We start from the raw sequence: 16,795 nt of genomic DNA on the forward strand, positions 1-16,795 counted from the left end.
AGAAACCCGAATTAAAAGAGAAGTAAACGCCTATGACTCCAGATCAAAAATTCGCACGTTGGATCAAGTATTCTTGCGTCGCGTTTGTCCTTGTCTTTGCCTATTTTCTAGTCGCAGATCTCGCCATGCCACTGACGCCCCAGGCAATGGCAACGCGAGTGGTAACTAAAGTAGCTCCCCGTGTGAGTGGACAGATTACGCATCTTTATGTTGCCAACAACCAAGAAATAAGCCAAGGCGATCTACTATTCCAGATTGATCCACAGCCTTATCAGCTCGCCGTAGAAAAGGCTCAACTTAACCTTGAGCGTGTGATTCAAAATAATGAACAGCTTGATGCCTCTATTGCAGCGGCAAAAGCGGACGTTGAAGCAAGCAAAATTGTCGCCGAGCAAAAAGTTCGCGAAGCCAAACGTCTTGATACATTGTTTCATCGCAATGGCACCTCGCAACAACAGCGTGATGACGCACAAAGTAGTGCAACGGCAGCCAGAGCAAACTTACTGGCCGCGCGCGCTCGTTTAAAAGAGTTGGAAGTAAACCGAGGCGATTTAGGTGCAACGAATGTAAATATCCGCGTGGCACAAAACCAGCTAAAACAAGCGGAACTTAATCTGTCTTACACTAAAGTAATTGCTGAACATGATGGCGTTGTCGCTAACTTGCAGCTGGAAACGGGTGCCTATGCGGCAGCTGGTACGCCTCTTGTGGCTTTAGTCTCGGATGACGTGGATATTATTGCCGACTTTCGTGAAAAGAGTCTGCGACACTTCAATCAGAACAGTCGGGCGTTAGTGGCCTTTGATAGCTTGCCAGGTGACGTATTTGAAGCTCGTATTACGAGTGTGGATGCGGGGGTAAGCTCGGGCCAGTTTGATGCGGATGGCCGTTTAGCGACACCGACAGACTCAAACCGTTGGGTGAGAGACGCGCAGCGTTTACGTTTACATTTAGCTATCGATGAACCTCAACAGCGCGCATTTCCGGCCGGGGCACGTGCGACTGTGCAACTGTTGCCAGAAAACTCGTTATCTGGCTGGTTAGCGAGATGTCAGATCCGATTTTTGAGTCTTCTTCATTACATTTATTAACGGGGGAGGCGATATGAAGTTATGGGATCATCCCATGTCGGAAAACGACTTCCGCCAGTGTTTGCGCATTGCAACTGGCGCGACCATTGGCTTCACCTTATGTAAGGTCTTTGGCTGGAATTATGGCGTATTTTTTACCGTAACACCGATGTTGTTACTTGGAATGGTACCAGTCATGAGCCTGCATGCTGCACGACAGCTGATTTTTTCAGCGGTCGTATGCGGATTAGAGGTCGGTATTCTTGGTGGGCTATTTGGTGGACATCCTGGCATGATGACGATCATCGCCTTCGGGTTGTTTTTGTATAAGTTCGCCTGTATGTCAAAAGGGAGCTTATTCTTGTTTGGGGCAAATAGCGTGCTGAGCTTGAGCATCATGCTGCATTTTGCGAGTTATCCAACAACCGACTTAAATGATCTGATATTCAGCAACCTACAAGCGAATGTTATTTCAGTGATCGTGGCCTACGTCGTGACATTTTTGATCCCTGATGCAGAGCCTCGTCAGCCATCGGCCAAACCATCTCAGCCTAAACAGAATCACCGCATGCGTCATGAAGCCCTTATGGGGGCGAGCATCGCTACAATGTCTTTCCTTGTATTCCAGCTATTTGACCTCAGTGATTCTATGTCCGCTCAGGCGACAACCTTGCTTTTATTGTTTCCTATGCATTGGAACGGTGCTTTAGGGTATGCGCGCAAAAGAGCAATGGGGACCTTGATGGGGGTAACCTTTGGTATTGCTGGGCAGCTCGTACTATACGATTGGTCGGATACCTTGCTGTTTATTGTCCCATTGCTGTGGATTGGCGCGATGATGTTCAGCTATATGCATGTAAAAGAGTCTAGTGGGTCAGGAGCTGGGTTTGGCGGATTAACTACATTAGGTATTTTATTTGGCCAATACCTTACTCCGGATGGCGATTTAATGTTCAGCGCGCTGTATCGCGTGAGTAGTATTTTGTTTGCTATTGTTGTCACTCTGCTCGTGACCTATGCGGTGCACAGAGTGCTCAACAGCTTTGAGGCGACGCGCTTTAGCCAGCAGTAAGTTCAGACGTTACTGGTTAGAAAGGACTGCTCCAGTAACTCTGTTTTTAGCTCGTGACTCATCGCTATTGGGCTTTCAAACTTAATTCCTATTACCCAGCCTTTCACCAACTTCTTAATGTTGGCAATGACACACCGATTTTCTTCTCCGATATAGTGACTTAGAGAAGAGTCGATAGTGACACTTTCACCAACGTTGAATTCAGGCTCTATAAAAGTTGAGATACCAATACCTGCCAGTGAGAAGTCGATAAGGCTACCGTCGTAAACATTCCCCGCGTGAACAATCTTACAATCCATTTGCAGCTTATATCGTTCGTGTTCCCGGACTGGTTTGGTTGCAAATGTTCCTGGAATTCGAATAAATAAAAGGGGCGAAGGACGAACCGCAGTTGTTAGAACACTGGATTTAAATGCAATGACATGGCCTAACTCCGTATCTGATACACCACGCACGATGACATCGGCGTTTGGGAGTTTTCTCATCACTTGCTCTTCAAGCAAACGCATCGGTATATCAAGAATCAAATACGCGTTCTCTTTCATCCCAAGATAGGTGGTGGAATACGTATACTGGTCCTTAGGCCCAAACTCGAAATTAGTCGAAAGTTTCATTCCCGGTTTGAGGAATCTATGCAGTTCATCTTTAGTATGAGTGGCAGGCATTACATTGGCGTTTTAATTATTGGTTAAATCGAGGCTATCAAAACGCCATTTTGTTATTCAAGATAGTAGGACAAAAGTTTTTGTAAAATTATCGCTATCTGTGAAGTGGTGGGCGATAAGTTTGGCTCATTCCATCTTTCATAAAGATTTGGCTTGCCACAATACTGCCGCAGGTTACCAGCATCAGCGCTAACCAAGTAAGTGAATCTGGTTGTTCACCAAAGATTGGAACGGCAAGAAGTGTCGCGACGACTGGAGTTAATGACCCAAAAGCAGCACTGGCTTCGGCGCCAATAATTCGGATTGCATAGATAAAGGTAAAAGAGGCGATTAAGCCTGCGCCGACACCTTGCAACATCGCGTGGCCAAATAACTCTTCCCACGGCCACTGACTGATCGGCGTTATCGCTAGGTAACTATCTACCCATCCGAAGCCAACCGCAATGATGAGCAGTGCCAAAGACGCGATTGCAACGAACCCAGCACAGACATGCGCATTAAGGTTAGCAACACGAGCACTGATGGTGAAAACGGCCCACATAATGCTACCGGTTAGAAACAAGATGTGGCCTTGTAATTGAGACCAGTTGTACTCTGCACCGCTATTAGAAAGAAGGAATACGAAAATCCCTAACAACACCGTAGAAAGCCCGATTAAGCGGTGAGCACTCAGCGACTGTTGATAGCACAACACCGCGATAGCAGAAACAAATAATGGCAAAGTGCCAGGTACTAATGCACTGCCGTGCGCCACGGGAGCGAAATGCATAGCTGTGCCGACGACCAGCAGGTAGGGCAGGCCACTCCCTACCACAACACCAGTTAGGTAGCGTTTAGGCACGACGCGAAGCGCCTGCTTATGCTTAATCACAAATGGTAATAAAATTAAACTTGGGATTAGAAAGCGAACTAACGCGATATCGGCTGGCTGCAAGTTAGAAATTGCGCCCCCTTTTAAAGAAATAAAGAAACCAGACCAAAGCAGTAAGGTCGTTAATATAGCTGCGTATCCCAAGATCATTGTCGGCATGTCCATTTGTAAATGATGTGTTAATTGTTGAATAAAACTCGTGCCAAAGGGAGGCAAAGTTTGACGTAATTAAGCTTGATGTTGGTGATAAAGCGCGTATAAATGTTAATTGTTAGTGATTATTGGCACGGAAGGATAAATGGACAAAATTGACAGGCAACTGATCAACTTGATGCAGAAGGATGCAACCCTGACTACGGCAGAGCTCGCTGACAAAGTAGGATTATCGGCATCACCTTGTGCAAGACGCATTAAGCGTTTAGAGCAGGAGGGCGTAATTAGCGGTTATCGAGCCATTGTGTCCAGAGACACGGTGGGTATTGCGATGACTGTATTTGTTGAAGTCAGTTTGAACAACCACCAAGCTTCTTCGATTGATGAATTTGAACATGCTGTTGTTGAAATGGACGAGGTGATCTCGTGCCATGTTGTATCAGGGGCTTATGATTATTTGTTAGAAGTGGTCAGCAAAGATCTCGCTGGCTATGAAACATTCACTAGAAAGCTACAACGATTAGAAAACGTAAAAGATATCCATACGCACTTGGCGATTAGACAAGTGAAAGGAAATGGAAGCTTGCCGATTTATGCATAAGAAAGATGAAATTTCTCGATAGACTTAAGATTGCTCACTATCACCGAAAGCGATACCGACAGTTCGGTACAGACAGAGCGCGAACGCTGGGATGGAGAGATAAGTACAGCCAAATCAGTCGATTTGAAGCCTTGTGCCGTGGGTTAACGTTAGACGGTTCAAGTCTTTTAGATATTGGGTGCGGCTACGGAGACTTATTAGCGTTTATTGAGTTCAACAATCTGCGCCCCCAAAGTTATATTGGCATTGATCAGCAAAAACAGTTTATCTCTGAGGCCAGAAAGCGGGACTTTCGTACTCAAAGTGAGTTCGTATGCGGTGACTTTTCAACGTTGGTATTGCCCCGCAGTGATTATGTCTTTGCTTCTGGATCATTGAATTATCAATCCGCGAATCCAAATCATACCATTGAGATGATCGAGAAAATGTACCGGGCCGCAGAGAAAGGGTGCGTGTTTAACTTATTGGATGAAGAAAAGCTGCCGAGCATGAGAATGCTCGCATCGCATAATAAAGTTGGGGTGTTACGCTATTGCCGATGGCTATGTCCAGACGCACAATTGATCGAGGGTTATTCCGATCACGACTTTACGATCGCGATGATCAAAAAAGCGGAATCAGTTTCCTGACTCCGCCTTATAAATTCTTAAGCCTTATTGGTGCTTGTATTGTGAGATTTCACAGTTACCTGTGTATCTATCAACCTTGAATGAGAACGCAGCTGAATGGTATTCCCTCCCATCACTCCAAATTGTTTCTCCGAAGATTTTACAAAGGTCCAAATCGCTGATTGAACCAAACTCTTTTACGTGCCTAACTACTGACAAAAACTTGGCTTTGGTAGCATTAGGACAGTCCCTGTTACTTAATCGATTGATAACCATGGTTGTAGCATCATCTCCAGCCAAATGTGACTTTTTATTAAATTTTATTAATGGGTAAATTAACCAAAAATTGGCCATAAGTAAAGCATTATTGTGACGTATGTCTCTATAAGTTGCCTCTCTTGGTCATGGTTTAGTCAAGTTTGTAAAAGGGAACAGTCCCATTTTTTACATATAATGTTGGGATCACTAAAAGAGGGAATTAAAGCACGAATAACGTCCAATATTGGAGTGAAAACCCGACATCGTCTTTTCAAAACGGGCTCGATTTTTACCTCGAAACATCTTGAGCGTATTGAAGCGATCTCGCTTCTTTATCATAGAGTTGCGCTAGTGCTTGGTACTGTGAAGAAAGGCGTTTGTAATCCTCGGTAAGTTGCAAAGCGTTGGTGTTATACCACTCCGCAGTGATTTGATTGGCAGTTTCGTTTGACTCACGGCACTTTTGGGCAAGTTTCTTCCATCCATTTGCTGACCATTGAGATTGTGTGCTCAATTTAATCAACTCATTAGCTTTAGTCGTGAGTTCTTCTTTATATTGAATGGAGGCTTTTAATTGAGTTTTGAACGCATTTTGGTTCGAGCGGGCGCGCCAAAGTAACACGAGTTCATGTAGGGAAAAGGTTTGGGACAATAACTGGCGCTGCTTATGTTCGGCTAAAAGTGCATTGAATACCTCAACATGCTTATTGTAATTGGACTCTAAACGATTGAATTGGGTAAGATTGTCATTCCACGACGATGGGTTACATTGAATATTGGCGTGCCCCATAATGGGGAACAGAAGAAACAACAGTATCCAATTGAGTTTGTTGATCATTATTGCTCGCGTTAGTTGACCGACCCTTTTGAGTATATACCCAAATTTCCGCGACATGCGTGTTGCCGGTGAGATAAGAACAAAGAATGAAAAGGAAAAGTACATGAAGAAAATTCTCATCGCATTGATTGTCATACTGTTGCTCGGTGGGGCGGGTGCTGGATACTATTTCTTCTTTATGCAGAAAGATGAACCTGAAGTGCCAAAAGCTGCGCAAGTGGAGCAAGCGCCCGTGGAAGAAGAAACATCCAAACCGATTCTGGATTTAGAAACCTCCCCTCCTGAAGTGACCGAATACTATGTCATTGAGCGTCGAATCAATGTTTACAATAAGCCAAATGCTAATGCTTTGGTTGTCGATACGCTCTATAAGGGAGAAAAAGTATCGGTGTTAGAAAAAGTGGATGGTTGGTATCGAATCTCTGGTTACCTTGTTTATGAAGAGGGCGGTGAAGAAAAAGCTGAGTGGTTGAATTCCGAAGGATTATCTGATGCAGAGCCAGTTATTAAAGAACAAGAGCGTTTAGAAATACTGGATGGATATTTGCAGAAGTCGGATGATTTAAAAGTCCACTTAGACATCTTCCGCAAGAAAACACAGCAATTGTTAGATGATGAAACCTGTGATCCGAGTGATTTTGAAGAGCTCGGTGGCTGGGTTCGTTCGGTTACTTATGACAAGCGCAATGTGTACTTCATTTATTGTGGTGGTTTGGAGCAAGAAAATAAAATCTATTTAGATGTCGATAAAGGCGATATCTTTTACCGCTAACAGGGTGCCTTTAGTTTAAAGCCTCTAGAGATTTATAACTTTTTAGTTGTGAACCATAATTAATAGGAATACTATCATCGAGTCGAGTGAAAAAACTCGACTCGTTTTGTTTTTAGTGAGTTCGTATGTCTCAGATTTGCTTGAAAAAATTGCTTTTTATGCTGCTTGCGATGGTGTTGCTACCAGCGCATGTTTTTGCTGCGCAAATCGATCAGAAAGCTCATTTACCTTACTTTTCTAAGCTGCAACCATTTGTTGCGAGTATTGCTTTTGCAAATACCTCAATCGATTTTTCTGAGGTCTCAGAAGAAACGACGCAGTCTCCGATTTCTGAAAGTCACGCAAGACTCGATACGCTAGCCCTATTTAACACTCAACGTTGGGTTTCTCACTTACGTGAAGGCCTCGATGATGAGCATGTTGACGTTGTTGGTGACCTAAACACGCCTTTCTATGCTGACGCAGGTTATGCCTACAGCCTGATGGATATCAATTGGCGTCAAAACCAGTACACTTTTTATCATTTCACAAGCGATCATCGCATTTCTGGTTGGAAAGAGACCAACGCAATGTACGTCGCACTCAATAGTCAGTTTTCTGCCTAAACACCATCTATTTGCACCATTGTGCACTCTTAACACGACGATTGTATTCAACAGGGCGTAACCGTCCTGAGCATTTCATACCCTGAATTTTTTCTGGGGGCATCTGTCGTGTGTTAAGCCTTGTTATTAAAAGCTTCACTTCGTAGTGAAGGGATGATGTTTACATGAAAAAAACAGCAAAGCAGCAAAAGAACAGAAAGTTGATGAATCACTATTCAGCTTGGAAATATGTCGTATTAATCACGACGGTCATTATCTTAACGTTAAGCGCGATTCCGACTTGGTTCGGTGAGCAACCATCGATCCAGCTAACGTTTTCAAACCAAAACAGCAGTGAAATGTCGGTTGTTCAGTTGAATCAACTACTGAAAACCAATCACATCTCAGCAGACAAAATCATCGAAAAAGATGGCAAAACGACCATTGTATTCGATGATGAAAATGCGCAAAGCAAAGCTCGTGCGTTACTAAACAATGAGCTAAATAAAGAAGACAGCATTACCTTCTCATATGTGTCTGTTGCTCCAGAGTGGCTGAATGAGATGGGGTTTAGCCCAATCAAACTCGGTCTTGACCTTCGCGGTGGGGTACAGTTCCTCTTGAATGTCGACGTAAATAAAGCATTTGAGGAGCAACGTAATGCTTTGATCGATGAGATCAAAGCAAGCCTGCGAGATCAGCGCGTGCGTGGTGTACAAATTCGCGCAGAAAGTGGTAACCGCATTGCGGTAAACAGTGAGAGTGATACCGCCCTGGCTGAAGTAAATAAATTCTTGCGTCAAAACTATCCAGGTTGGGTGGTGAAAAGCTCGTCTCGCGGTTTTGTTCTTGAGCCAAGTGAGCAGAATATTCAAGAGTTCCAATCAACGACATTGCAACAAAACTTGAAGATTATGCGTGGTCGTATTGAAGAGCTTGGCATTACGGAAGCATTAGTTCAGCGTCAGGGTAAAGACAGCATTCGTATTGAGCTCCCAGGTGTACAAGACCCAGCACAAGCGAAAAACGTTATTGGTGCCACTGCGAGTTTGGCATTCTACGAAGTGAAAGATGCAGGCCAAGCGCGAAGCGGCCAAGATCTTGTGCTGAAAGATAACGATGGCCGAACTGTTATTCTGGAGAAACGACCAGTCCTAACGGGTGAGCACATTGTTAACGCTCGTGCAGGCGTCGACAATATGGGTATGTCAGAAGTTAACATCTCGCTTGACCACGCGGGCGGTAAAAAGATGAGTGATTTCTCTGCAACGCATATTGGCAAACCAATGGCGACGGTTTATCGCGAATACAAGACAAACGATCGTGGCGTAACAGAGCGCAGCGAGCGCGTTATCAGCGTTGCGACTATTCAATCTCAACTTGGTAGCCAGTTCCGTATTACCGGCGCTGGCAGCATGGACGAAGCGCAGCAGTTAGCGCTATTACTTCGTGCGGGGTCGCTAACAGCCCCGGTTACTATCGTAGAGGAGCGTACTATTGGTGCTTCTTTGGGGGCTGAAAACATTGAAAATGGCTTTGCGGCACTTGCTTTGGGTATGGGTTTAACACTGACCTTTATGGCCCTTTGGTACCGCCGCTTAGGTTGGGTGGCGAACGTGGCGCTTTGTGCCAACATGCTTTGTTTGCTTGGCTTAATTGCCTTGTTACCAGGTGCGGTGCTAACGCTTCCAGGTATTGCAGGGTTGGTGTTAACTGTTGGTATGGCAGTGGACACCAACGTTATTATCTTCGAACGTATTAAGGACAAAATGCGTGAAGGCCGCAGTTTCGCTCAAGCGATTGATCTGGGCTTTGATAGCGCGTTCTCGACCATCCTTGATGCCAACATTACTACCATGATCACCGCCGTGATTTTATACGCCATCGGTAACGGTCCAATCCAAGGCTTTGCTTTAACACTCGGATTAGGTTTGTTAACCAGTATGTTTACAGGCGTATTTGCCTCTCGAGCAATGATCAATTTAATTTGGGGCCGAGATGCCCGTCGTGATGTGAGGGTTTAATCATGGTCGAAATGCTAAAACAAAATATTCGTAAAATTCGCCACTTCACTACGCTAGTTTCTATCGTTTTGACGGTGATCGCACTTGGTGCTCTGGGCTTTAAAGGGTTGAATCTCGGCTTGGATTTCACTGGTGGTATGGTGACAGAAGTGAAAGTCGATAAGTCGTTAACCAACCACGATCTGCTTGATGCACTACAACCAAAACTTGGTGAATCAACCTCTGTCACCCGCACAGGTGAAGATGGTCGTTGGCTCATTCGCTACTCCGCCCCTGAAGAAGGGCAAACTCTGCCAAGTGTGGAAGAGGTATTAAAGCCAGTTTCACATCAAGTTGATGTCGTCAGCAACAGTATTGTTGGTGCTCAAGTTGGTCAGGATTTGTTTGACCAAGGCGGTTTAGCACTATTGATTTGTGTGCTGAGCATCCTTGGTTACTTGTGTTTCCGTTTTGAATGGCGCTTAGCGAGTGGCTCTGTATTTGCTCTGGCTCATGACGTAATTGTCGTCCTCGGCTTCTTTGCCGTTACCCAAATGGAATTCAACTTAACGGTTTTTGCTGCCGTATTGGCAATTTTAGGCTACTCATTGAATGATTCGATCATCATTTCAGATCGAATTCGTGAGCTACTGATCGCGAAACAAAGTTGGAAAATGGAAGACATCAATGACCAGGCTGTCATCGCGACGTTCTCTAGAACGATGGTGACATCAGGCACAACACTGATTACTGTTGGTGCACTATGGATTATGGGGGGAGCACCGCTAGCGGGTTTCTCAACAGCGATGTTTATTGGTGTGCTATCAGGTACATGGTCTTCCATTTCCATTGGTACCGTATTACCTGAACTGTTCAAGCTCGAACCGAAGCATTACTTGCCTGTTGAGATTGATACCGCGCCGTAATACGAGGTGCTGAAGGTAAAAAGTGCTTGCGCCACTCAGTTTGAGTGGCGTTTTACTTTGTGCTATTTCACACGCATCAGGCGGTGTTTGACGTGACCTAAGTCGAACTCAATGATTTGAGAGCGCTTCATCGATTCAACCAGGCGCAGCATGGATGTGTGATAACCTTTCTTTTTCATCCATTGCAATGGCTCGGAAAAGCTGTCTTCGTTTACAACGTAAGATTCGCCTTTGTGTTCTCCAGCATAAACGTTTACGACCCAAACCCGGGCCTGAAAATCTAATACTGCACTTATGTTTCGCGTAATTTTTCTTAGGATATTTTTCATCATTTCCAGCGTTGCTTTAGCTCAGTAATAGCCAAACACCAACCCCCATCATTAAAGTGCCCGCGATACGGTTCATCAGGCGCACATTCTTTGATTGACCCAACACGCGTTTCAGTCCTTTACCACCCGTGGCATACAGAGACATACAAATGAACTCAAAAAGAAGGATGATGGAGACAAGCACGATCAGCTGTGGAGCAAGAGCCGCATTTTGATCGATAAAAGGCGGCAGCAGAGAAATCATAAATGCCCAGCCTTTTGGGTTTGCGATAGCGGTAACGAAGCCTTGCATGATGAGCGCGACGTTGCCACTTCTGGGTTTTTCTAAATTATCGACATTTATTGCTAACTTACCTCGAGATCGCCACATTTCTACACCAAGATAGAGTAAGTAGCCGCCACCAATAAACTTGAGTGCGATAAACATCCAAGGATAGTTGAGCATGATCGCTGCGATCCCTAGTACTGCCGAGACTGAAACCAGCGCGACACCGACGAGTTCACCAATCATCATCCATAATGTGCGGCGATAACCGATACTCATTCCTAGCGTTAAGGCGAGCGTCATGCACATTCCTGGTGTAATTGAGACAAAAAAGAAGGTAGGGATGAACATACTGAGCAATGCAAGATTCATGTTTGTTGATAACTAAGTGATTTGATAGAAGCCACAAAGATAGTGCAAATTGATAAAGGATACTATCCCCAAATAACCTCAAGGTGCTTAGGTTCAGCGAGAATGACTTGGCTCACAGGCACGGCAACGATTTGAAGATCTAGTGGTTCTAAATCAAAAATCGTTAACAAAGGCTGTGGGATAAGGAAACTCGCCCTGCGGAGCATGTCACTGACACGATTTCTGCATCTTGACGTCATTTGGGTATAACATCAATTTACTGGGTTAAAGAATCTAGATGATTGCTTTAGGAGATGGCACCATCGAATATTGCACCGTACCGGTACTTCAATAGATAAAAAGTGATTCGATACGTTAAATGCTAGTTAATTGATGTTATTTGGATATTTAAAATAAAACTGAAATTATTTTTTAATTGCTGCGTCATAATAGTGCGAACTGCACCAAAATGAGACGTTTTCTTCTATTGTTTACATTCTAAATATACCAATTTTCATAAGCGAAACTATAAATATAAAATTAAGTTTATACTGTCTTAAATATCATTTAAGTTAGTAATTAAATGATATTACTGACAATTGCTTATATTGATATTTGAATTATTATTCTAATCGTATTTATAGAGAACAACTCTGAGCATGAGAGTGGTATCTGAAATCATGAGATGATGTAACGTCCACTGTTCGGTATGTAACCTATTGATAAATAATGCTTAAACTTATGTTCTGATAAGCTTGTGTTTAACTTTATTTTATTTAAAACAATGACTTATAAAGAGTTAACCATTTTATAACATTTCATGTTTAATGAGATCTAAATCAATCTTATGCAAATGGATTAGTTTTTTATTTGAAATGTAATATTTCTGGTTTAACTTAAAATAAAAGGCATCACAGGATTGATAGCCAAAAGAATAAATAAACACGTCAGTTGGTGATTTATTTCATCAGTGTATTTAGTTTGCTTTTTTAAATGCCGTTAAGAATGGAGTCTTCGATGAAGAAAGTCGCTTTGATCACCGGATCAAAAGGCGGAATTGGTTCTGCTATTTCCTCTCAATTAGTGAATGATGGTTACCGTGTAATCGCTACTTATTTCACAGGAAACTATGAATGTGCGTTGGAGTGGTTCAACAGTAAAGGGTTTACCAAAGATCAGGTTCGCCTTTTTGAGTTGGACGTAACAAACACTGCAGAGTGTGCAGAAAAGTTAGCGCAATTGCTTGAGGAAGAAGGGACCATTGATGTCGTTATCAACAACGCAGGTATCACACGTGATGGCGTGTTTAAAAAGATGACTGCGCAAGCTTGGAATGACGTCATTAATACCAACCTCAATAGTCTATTCAACGTTACGCAACCTCTGTTCGCTGCGATGTGCGAAAAAGGCGGTGGTCGTGTCATTAACATCTCCTCAGTCAATGGCTTAAAAGGGCAGTTTGGTCAAGCAAACTACTCGGCGGCGAAAGCTGGGATGATAGGTTTCTCTAAAGCCTTGGCGTATGAAGGTGCTCGTTCGGGTGTGACAGTAAATGTTATTGCGCCAGGTTACACTGGTACACCAATGGTTGAGCAAATGAAGCCAGAAGTATTGGAATCCATCACGAATCAAATCCCAATGAAACGCCTTGCTACACCAGAAGAAATTGCAGCATCAGTCAGCTTCTTGGTCAGCGATGCAGGAGCCTATATCACCGGTGAGACTTTGTCGGTGAATGGCGGCCTATATATGCACTAAGGAGAGAAGATGATGGAAAAAGTATTTATCGTAGCGGCGAAGCGCACTCCAATTGGTGCCTTTGGTGGCAGTCTTAAAAATACCTCTGCTGGCAACTTGGCAGCAGTAGCGATTAAAGGCGCGTTAGAAGCGGCAAAGTTGACTGGTGATAAGATTGATGAGGTGATTGTTGGCAACGTTGTCGGCGCAGGTCAAGGCATGGGAGTCGGTCGTCAGGCGGCATTGTTCGCTGGGATTCCGGACGCGGTTCCTGCGTATGGCGTAAACATGGTTTGCGGCAGTGGCATGAAAACGGTCATGGATGCAGTTTCACATATCCGTAGTGGCGATACAGAGATTGTTGTTGCAGCAGGTGTTGAGGTCATGTCTCAGATACCGTTTGCCGCGCCAAGTAGTATTCGTGATGGCAACAAAATGGGCAACCTAGAGCTGAAAGACCTGCTCGTAGCGGACGGTTTAACCGACGTTTACAACCAATATCACATGGGTGTGACGGCAGAAAACGTTGCAAAAGAAATCGGCCTAACCCGTCAACAGCAAGACGAGTATGCGCTGTCTAGCCAACAGAAAGCGGTGGCGGCAATCGAAGCGGGCAAATTCAAAGACGAAATTGTGCCTGTAGAAGTAAAGCAACGCCGTGAAACGGTGCTATTCGATACCGACGAATACCCAAAGGCTAATGCGACTATGGAAGCGTTAAGCAAGCTGCGCCCTGCTTTTGACCGTGAAGGCACTGTGACTGCGGGGAATGCATCAGGTATTAACGATGGTGCGAGTGCAATTATCGTCGCGTCTGAGAGCGCAGTTAAAGCACATGGACTCACGCCTATTGCTGAGATCGTAAGCTATGCGCAATCGGGACTTGATCCGAAAATCATGGGTCTAGGTCCAGTGGAGTCAGTCAATAAAGCATTAGCAAAAGTGGAATTAACGGTAAACGACATTGACGTTTACGAGTTGAACGAAGCATTTGCTGCGCAAGCACTTGGCGTGATTCATCAGTTGGCGGAAACCAACCAAGTTCCCGTTAACGCGATTCAAGATAAAGCGAACTTTAATGGTGGTGCTATCGCGCTAGGTCACCCACTTGGTGCATCGGGCAACCGAATCTTAGTGACGCTTGTTCACGAGCTTCATAAGCAAAATGGTCAATATGGTGTCGCATCACTTTGTGTGGGCGGCGGCATGGGGACGGCTGTGGTTATAAAAGCAGTTAAGTAATTATTTAAACGGACATTTTTAATTCTTTCTCTAGGAGATAAACCATGTACACAGATTTCTTCAAAACCTTTAGCGATCAAACTGAAAAAAATCTAGAACCTTACTTGAAGTTCAACAAGCTAGTGACAAAAAACGTAGAAGTGTTGACTGAGCTTCAACTGAACGCAATTCGTACTTACAGCGAAGTGGGTCTGAACCAAATGAAAGCGGCATCAGAAATCAAAGACGTAACGTCATTGACTGCTTTCAACAGCCAGCAACTAAGCGTTCTTACTAAGCTTTCTCAACAAATGATGGACGACAGCAACAAGCTTCAAGCTATTGCAAAAGAGTTCAAAGAAGACGTTGAGAAAATGACTTCGGAAAATCTAAAGACTGTTACTCCAGCGTAATTTGTCCGATTCTCGCCGCCTTAGGGTCTCTAGACCCTAATTTGGGCGGCGTTGTTTTTTCCGAATATAGGAGTAAGACTATGTTTCAGCACTTCTTTTCGGACTATCTTGTACAGCTTCAACAAACCAATCAACAGTGGTGGCATGATTTCGAAGTGAACAAGGCAGTCGTGAACTCTCCTTTAAATAAGGCCATGCAAGAAGTGAACTTGGAAGACACTGCCAAACTCTTCGAACAAGCTGTAAATCAACCTGCTGCGATCTTAAAACTGCAAGCAGAATGGTGGGAACAGCAGCTACAAATTTGGCAGAATGTCGCGTTGGCAGGTAACCAAAAACAGATCATTGAAGCAGAAAAAGGGGACAAGCGTTTTTCTAATGAAGCGTGGCAAAATGAGGTGATGTATAGCTTCATTAAGCAATCCTACCTGTTATTCAGCAAGACTTATTTAGATACAATTGAGTCACTCGAAGGTTTGGATGAAAAATCTAAAGAGCGAATACTTTTCTTTTCTCGTCAAGCCATCAATGCACTTTCCCCTTCGAATTTCATCGCGACGAATCCAGAACTCTTGAAACTGACACTTGAGCAAAACGGTCAAAACCTTCTGGCTGGCTTAGAGCAGTTAAAAGAAGACGTTGAGTCCAGTGCGGACATTTTGAAAATTCGTATGACGAACAACAATGCGTTCCGCGTGGGTGATGACGTGGCGACCACTCCGGGCGATGTGGTTTTTCAAAACGAATTGTTTGAGTTGATTCAATATCGACCTCTAACAGAGAAAGTGAATGCGACGCCACTGCTCATCGTTCCGCCTTTCATTAATAAATACTACATCCTTGACTTAACAGCGAAGAACTCAATGGTTCGATGGTTGCTAGAGCAGGGACATAGCGTATTTATGATGTCTTGGCGCAACCCAGGCAAGGCACAAGCGCATGTAGAGTTTGGTGACTATGTGACAGAAGGCGTCGTCAAAGCCGTCGCCGCAATTGAAGATATAACGGGCCAAGAGCAAATCAACGCGGCTGGTTACTGTATCGGTGGTACGGTTCTGGCGAGCACGGTTGCGTACTATGCGGCAAAACGTATGAAGAAGCGTATTAAATCAGCGACTTTCTTCACCACATTGCTCGACTTTTCTCAGCCAGGCGAAGTTGGCGCGTACATCAATGACACCATTGTGAGTGCAATTGAGGCGCAAAACAACGCAAAAGGGTATATGGACGGTCGTTCATTAAGCGTCACATTCAGCTTACTGCGCGAAAACAGCTTGTACTGGAACTACTATGTCGACAACTACTTGAAGGGCAACAGCCCAGTCGATTTTGACTTGTTGTACTGGAACAGTGATAGCACCAACGTGAGTGCCGCCTCTCATAACTTCTTGCTTCGTGAACTCTATTTAGAGAACAAGTTGGTGCAAGACAAAGGCGTCAAAATTGGTGGGGTATGGATTGACCTAAATAAGATCAAAATTCCTAGCTATTTTGTATCAACGAAAGAAGACCATATTGCGTTATGGCAGGGAACTTATCGTGGTGCCCTGAACACTGGTGGCAACAAAACGTTTGTTCTTGGTGAGTCGGGTCATATTGCGGGTATCGTGAACCCTCCAGCGAAAAATAAGTATGGTTATTGGTTGAACGATACTTTGGATGATTCGGCTGACGAGTGGTTGAATAATGCCGAGCACAAAGAGGGGTCGTGGTGGACACATTGGAATGAATGGCTACTTCAATTCAATCCTAAAGAGCAAGTCGAACCATTCCCTATTGGCTCGGAAGACCACCCAGCAATCGATGAAGCTCCAGGGCAATACGTCAAGCAGGTTCTGCCAGTAAAAGAATCTTAAACAACTCCCTATAGCAGTAAATTTTAGCGACCTTTATGGTCGCTTTTTTGGGTCGTTACTGACTACCTTATTATACCGATTGAGTATATGTATCGGTTGAGGACATTTTGGGCCGAAAGTGACGGTGAATAAAAAAGCGCCGAGTAGATACTCAGCGCTTAGTGTCAACAAATAGGCAAGTTGACGGGTAGAAGTGCGTTAC

Annotated in this window: 18 protein-coding genes; 12 read left to right on the top strand and 6 right to left on the bottom strand. The window is 44.2% G+C overall.

The features are described 5' to 3' along the window. The first annotated feature begins 32 nt into the window (after positions 1-32). Entirely contained in the window at positions 33-1,091 is a 1,059-nt protein-coding gene (locus NL645_RS01030) for an HlyD family secretion protein (RefSeq protein ID WP_006741161.1), read from the top strand. A 13-nt stretch (positions 1,092-1,104) separates the two neighbouring features. Beyond that, on the top strand, positions 1,105-2,142 hold the full coding sequence (locus NL645_RS01035; RefSeq protein ID WP_006741160.1) for a DUF2955 domain-containing protein: 1,038 nt from the start codon (positions 1,105-1,107) through the stop codon (positions 2,140-2,142). A gap of 2 nt (positions 2,143-2,144) precedes the next feature. On the opposite strand, the gene NL645_RS01040 is transcribed toward NL645_RS01035, so the two are convergent. Together NL645_RS01040 and NL645_RS01045 are read right to left on the bottom strand one after the other, a co-directional pair. Then, a complete protein-coding gene (locus NL645_RS01040; protein WP_065646235.1) occupies positions 2,145-2,807 on the bottom strand; it encodes a flagellar brake protein in 663 nt (220 codons plus the stop codon). A gap of 94 nt (positions 2,808-2,901) precedes the next feature. Continuing rightward, complete coding sequence (locus tag NL645_RS01045; protein ID WP_047008123.1) at positions 2,902-3,828, bottom strand: DMT family transporter; 927 nt, start codon at positions 3,826-3,828, stop codon at positions 2,902-2,904. A 148-nt stretch (positions 3,829-3,976) separates the two neighbouring features. On the opposite strand from NL645_RS01045, the gene NL645_RS01050 reads away from it, so the two are divergent. Next, positions 3,977-4,432: an Lrp/AsnC family transcriptional regulator gene (locus NL645_RS01050; protein WP_031780652.1), complete on the top strand. Its 456-nt coding sequence runs from the start codon at positions 3,977-3,979 to the stop codon at positions 4,430-4,432. A 5-nt stretch (positions 4,433-4,437) separates the two neighbouring features. After that, positions 4,438-5,061 carry a class I SAM-dependent methyltransferase gene (locus tag NL645_RS01055; RefSeq protein WP_005397716.1) on the top strand — a complete coding sequence of 208 codons (624 nt, stop codon included), beginning with the start codon at positions 4,438-4,440 and terminating at the stop codon, positions 5,059-5,061. A gap of 24 nt (positions 5,062-5,085) precedes the next feature. Here NL645_RS01055 and NL645_RS23180 read toward each other — a convergent pair whose 3' ends face one another. Both NL645_RS23180 and NL645_RS01060 read right to left on the bottom strand, forming a co-directional pair. Continuing rightward, positions 5,086-5,316, bottom strand: coding sequence for a hypothetical protein (locus NL645_RS23180; RefSeq protein ID WP_031780651.1), 231 nt, complete (start codon positions 5,314-5,316; stop codon positions 5,086-5,088). A gap of 271 nt (positions 5,317-5,587) precedes the next feature. Further along, entirely contained in the window at positions 5,588-6,136 is a 549-nt protein-coding gene (locus NL645_RS01060; RefSeq protein ID WP_065646236.1) for an ATPase, read from the bottom strand. Between the two features lie 103 nt (positions 6,137-6,239). Between NL645_RS01060 and NL645_RS01065 the strand changes: the two genes are divergently transcribed. The 4 genes from NL645_RS01065 to secF all read left to right on the top strand — a co-directional run bounded on the left by NL645_RS01065 (position 6,240) and on the right by secF (position 10,421). After that, positions 6,240-6,908, top strand: a complete 669-nt coding sequence (locus tag NL645_RS01065) for an SH3 domain-containing protein (protein ID WP_134645497.1) — start codon at positions 6,240-6,242, stop codon at positions 6,906-6,908. A gap of 125 nt (positions 6,909-7,033) precedes the next feature. Further along, a complete protein-coding gene (locus tag NL645_RS01070; protein WP_046875884.1) occupies positions 7,034-7,513 on the top strand; it encodes a hypothetical protein in 480 nt (159 codons plus the stop codon). Between the two features lie 164 nt (positions 7,514-7,677). Next, a complete protein-coding gene (gene secD, locus NL645_RS01075) occupies positions 7,678-9,516 on the top strand; it encodes a protein translocase subunit SecD (protein ID WP_199804262.1) in 1,839 nt (612 codons plus the stop codon). A gap of 2 nt (positions 9,517-9,518) precedes the next feature. Beyond that, positions 9,519-10,421 carry a protein translocase subunit SecF gene (secF, locus tag NL645_RS01080; RefSeq protein WP_005397711.1) on the top strand — a complete coding sequence of 301 codons (903 nt, stop codon included), beginning with the start codon at positions 9,519-9,521 and terminating at the stop codon, positions 10,419-10,421. 62 nt (positions 10,422-10,483) lie between these two features. On the opposite strand, the gene NL645_RS01085 is transcribed toward secF, so the two are convergent. Then, entirely contained in the window at positions 10,484-10,750 is a 267-nt protein-coding gene (locus NL645_RS01085) for a hypothetical protein (protein ID WP_048625155.1), read from the bottom strand. A 16-nt stretch (positions 10,751-10,766) separates the two neighbouring features. Then, a complete protein-coding gene (locus tag NL645_RS01090; RefSeq protein ID WP_048624835.1) occupies positions 10,767-11,387 on the bottom strand; it encodes a LysE family translocator in 621 nt (206 codons plus the stop codon). Positions 11,388-12,383: 996 nt separating this feature from the next. Between NL645_RS01090 and NL645_RS01095 the strand changes: the two genes are divergently transcribed. The 4 genes from NL645_RS01095 (at position 12,384) to phaC (ending at position 16,593) form a co-directional block, all read left to right on the top strand. Then, positions 12,384-13,124: an SDR family oxidoreductase gene (locus tag NL645_RS01095; RefSeq protein ID WP_046875888.1), complete on the top strand. Its 741-nt coding sequence runs from the start codon at positions 12,384-12,386 to the stop codon at positions 13,122-13,124. 12 nt (positions 13,125-13,136) lie between these two features. Further along, positions 13,137-14,345 carry an acetyl-CoA C-acetyltransferase gene (locus NL645_RS01100; protein WP_253651414.1) on the top strand — a complete coding sequence of 403 codons (1,209 nt, stop codon included), beginning with the start codon at positions 13,137-13,139 and terminating at the stop codon, positions 14,343-14,345. Between the two features lie 44 nt (positions 14,346-14,389). Next, positions 14,390-14,737: a phasin family protein gene (locus NL645_RS01105; RefSeq protein WP_005398278.1), complete on the top strand. Its 348-nt coding sequence runs from the start codon at positions 14,390-14,392 to the stop codon at positions 14,735-14,737. 80 nt (positions 14,738-14,817) lie between these two features. Continuing rightward, the gene (phaC, locus tag NL645_RS01110; protein WP_006741150.1) at positions 14,818-16,593 is read left to right on the top strand and encodes a class I poly(R)-hydroxyalkanoic acid synthase; all 1,776 of its coding nucleotides are present in this window, start codon (positions 14,818-14,820) and stop codon (positions 16,591-16,593) included. The last annotated feature ends 202 nt before the right edge of the window (positions 16,594-16,795 follow it).

The sequence above is a fragment of the Vibrio sp. Y51_MX_L26 genome, from assembly GCF_024181935.1.
GTDB lineage: Bacteria > Pseudomonadota > Gammaproteobacteria > Enterobacterales > Vibrionaceae > Vibrio > Vibrio diabolicus.

Excerpts from the sequence above, each read along its gene's own strand:
- NL645_RS01050 (WP_031780652.1), top strand. The coding sequence starts at position 3,977 with ATGGACAAAATTGACAGGCAACTGATCAACTTGATGCAGAAGGATGCA.
- secF (WP_005397711.1), top strand. The coding sequence starts at position 9,519 with ATGGTCGAAATGCTAAAACAAAATATTCGTAAAATTCGCCACTTCACT.
- NL645_RS01040 (WP_065646235.1), bottom strand. The coding sequence starts at position 2,807 with ATGCCTGCCACTCATACTAAAGATGAACTGCATAGATTCCTCAAACCG.
- NL645_RS01095 (WP_046875888.1), top strand. The coding sequence starts at position 12,384 with ATGAAGAAAGTCGCTTTGATCACCGGATCAAAAGGCGGAATTGGTTCT.
- NL645_RS01065 (WP_134645497.1), top strand. The coding sequence starts at position 6,240 with ATGAAGAAAATTCTCATCGCATTGATTGTCATACTGTTGCTCGGTGGG.
- NL645_RS01100 (WP_253651414.1), top strand. The coding sequence starts at position 13,137 with ATGGAAAAAGTATTTATCGTAGCGGCGAAGCGCACTCCAATTGGTGCC.
- NL645_RS01035 (WP_006741160.1), top strand. The coding sequence starts at position 1,105 with ATGAAGTTATGGGATCATCCCATGTCGGAAAACGACTTCCGCCAGTGT.
- NL645_RS01030 (WP_006741161.1), top strand. The coding sequence starts at position 33 with ATGACTCCAGATCAAAAATTCGCACGTTGGATCAAGTATTCTTGCGTC.
- NL645_RS23180 (WP_031780651.1), bottom strand. The coding sequence starts at position 5,316 with ATGGTTATCAATCGATTAAGTAACAGGGACTGTCCTAATGCTACCAAA.
- NL645_RS01090 (WP_048624835.1), bottom strand. The coding sequence starts at position 11,387 with ATGAATCTTGCATTGCTCAGTATGTTCATCCCTACCTTCTTTTTTGTC.
- secD (WP_199804262.1), top strand. The coding sequence starts at position 7,678 with ATGAAAAAAACAGCAAAGCAGCAAAAGAACAGAAAGTTGATGAATCAC.
- NL645_RS01060 (WP_065646236.1), bottom strand. The coding sequence starts at position 6,136 with ATGATCAACAAACTCAATTGGATACTGTTGTTTCTTCTGTTCCCCATT.
- NL645_RS01085 (WP_048625155.1), bottom strand. The coding sequence starts at position 10,750 with ATGAAAAATATCCTAAGAAAAATTACGCGAAACATAAGTGCAGTATTA.
- NL645_RS01045 (WP_047008123.1), bottom strand. The coding sequence starts at position 3,828 with ATGATCTTGGGATACGCAGCTATATTAACGACCTTACTGCTTTGGTCT.
- NL645_RS01055 (WP_005397716.1), top strand. The coding sequence starts at position 4,438 with ATGAAATTTCTCGATAGACTTAAGATTGCTCACTATCACCGAAAGCGA.
- NL645_RS01070 (WP_046875884.1), top strand. The coding sequence starts at position 7,034 with ATGTCTCAGATTTGCTTGAAAAAATTGCTTTTTATGCTGCTTGCGATG.
- NL645_RS01105 (WP_005398278.1), top strand. The coding sequence starts at position 14,390 with ATGTACACAGATTTCTTCAAAACCTTTAGCGATCAAACTGAAAAAAAT.
- phaC (WP_006741150.1), top strand. The coding sequence starts at position 14,818 with ATGTTTCAGCACTTCTTTTCGGACTATCTTGTACAGCTTCAACAAACC.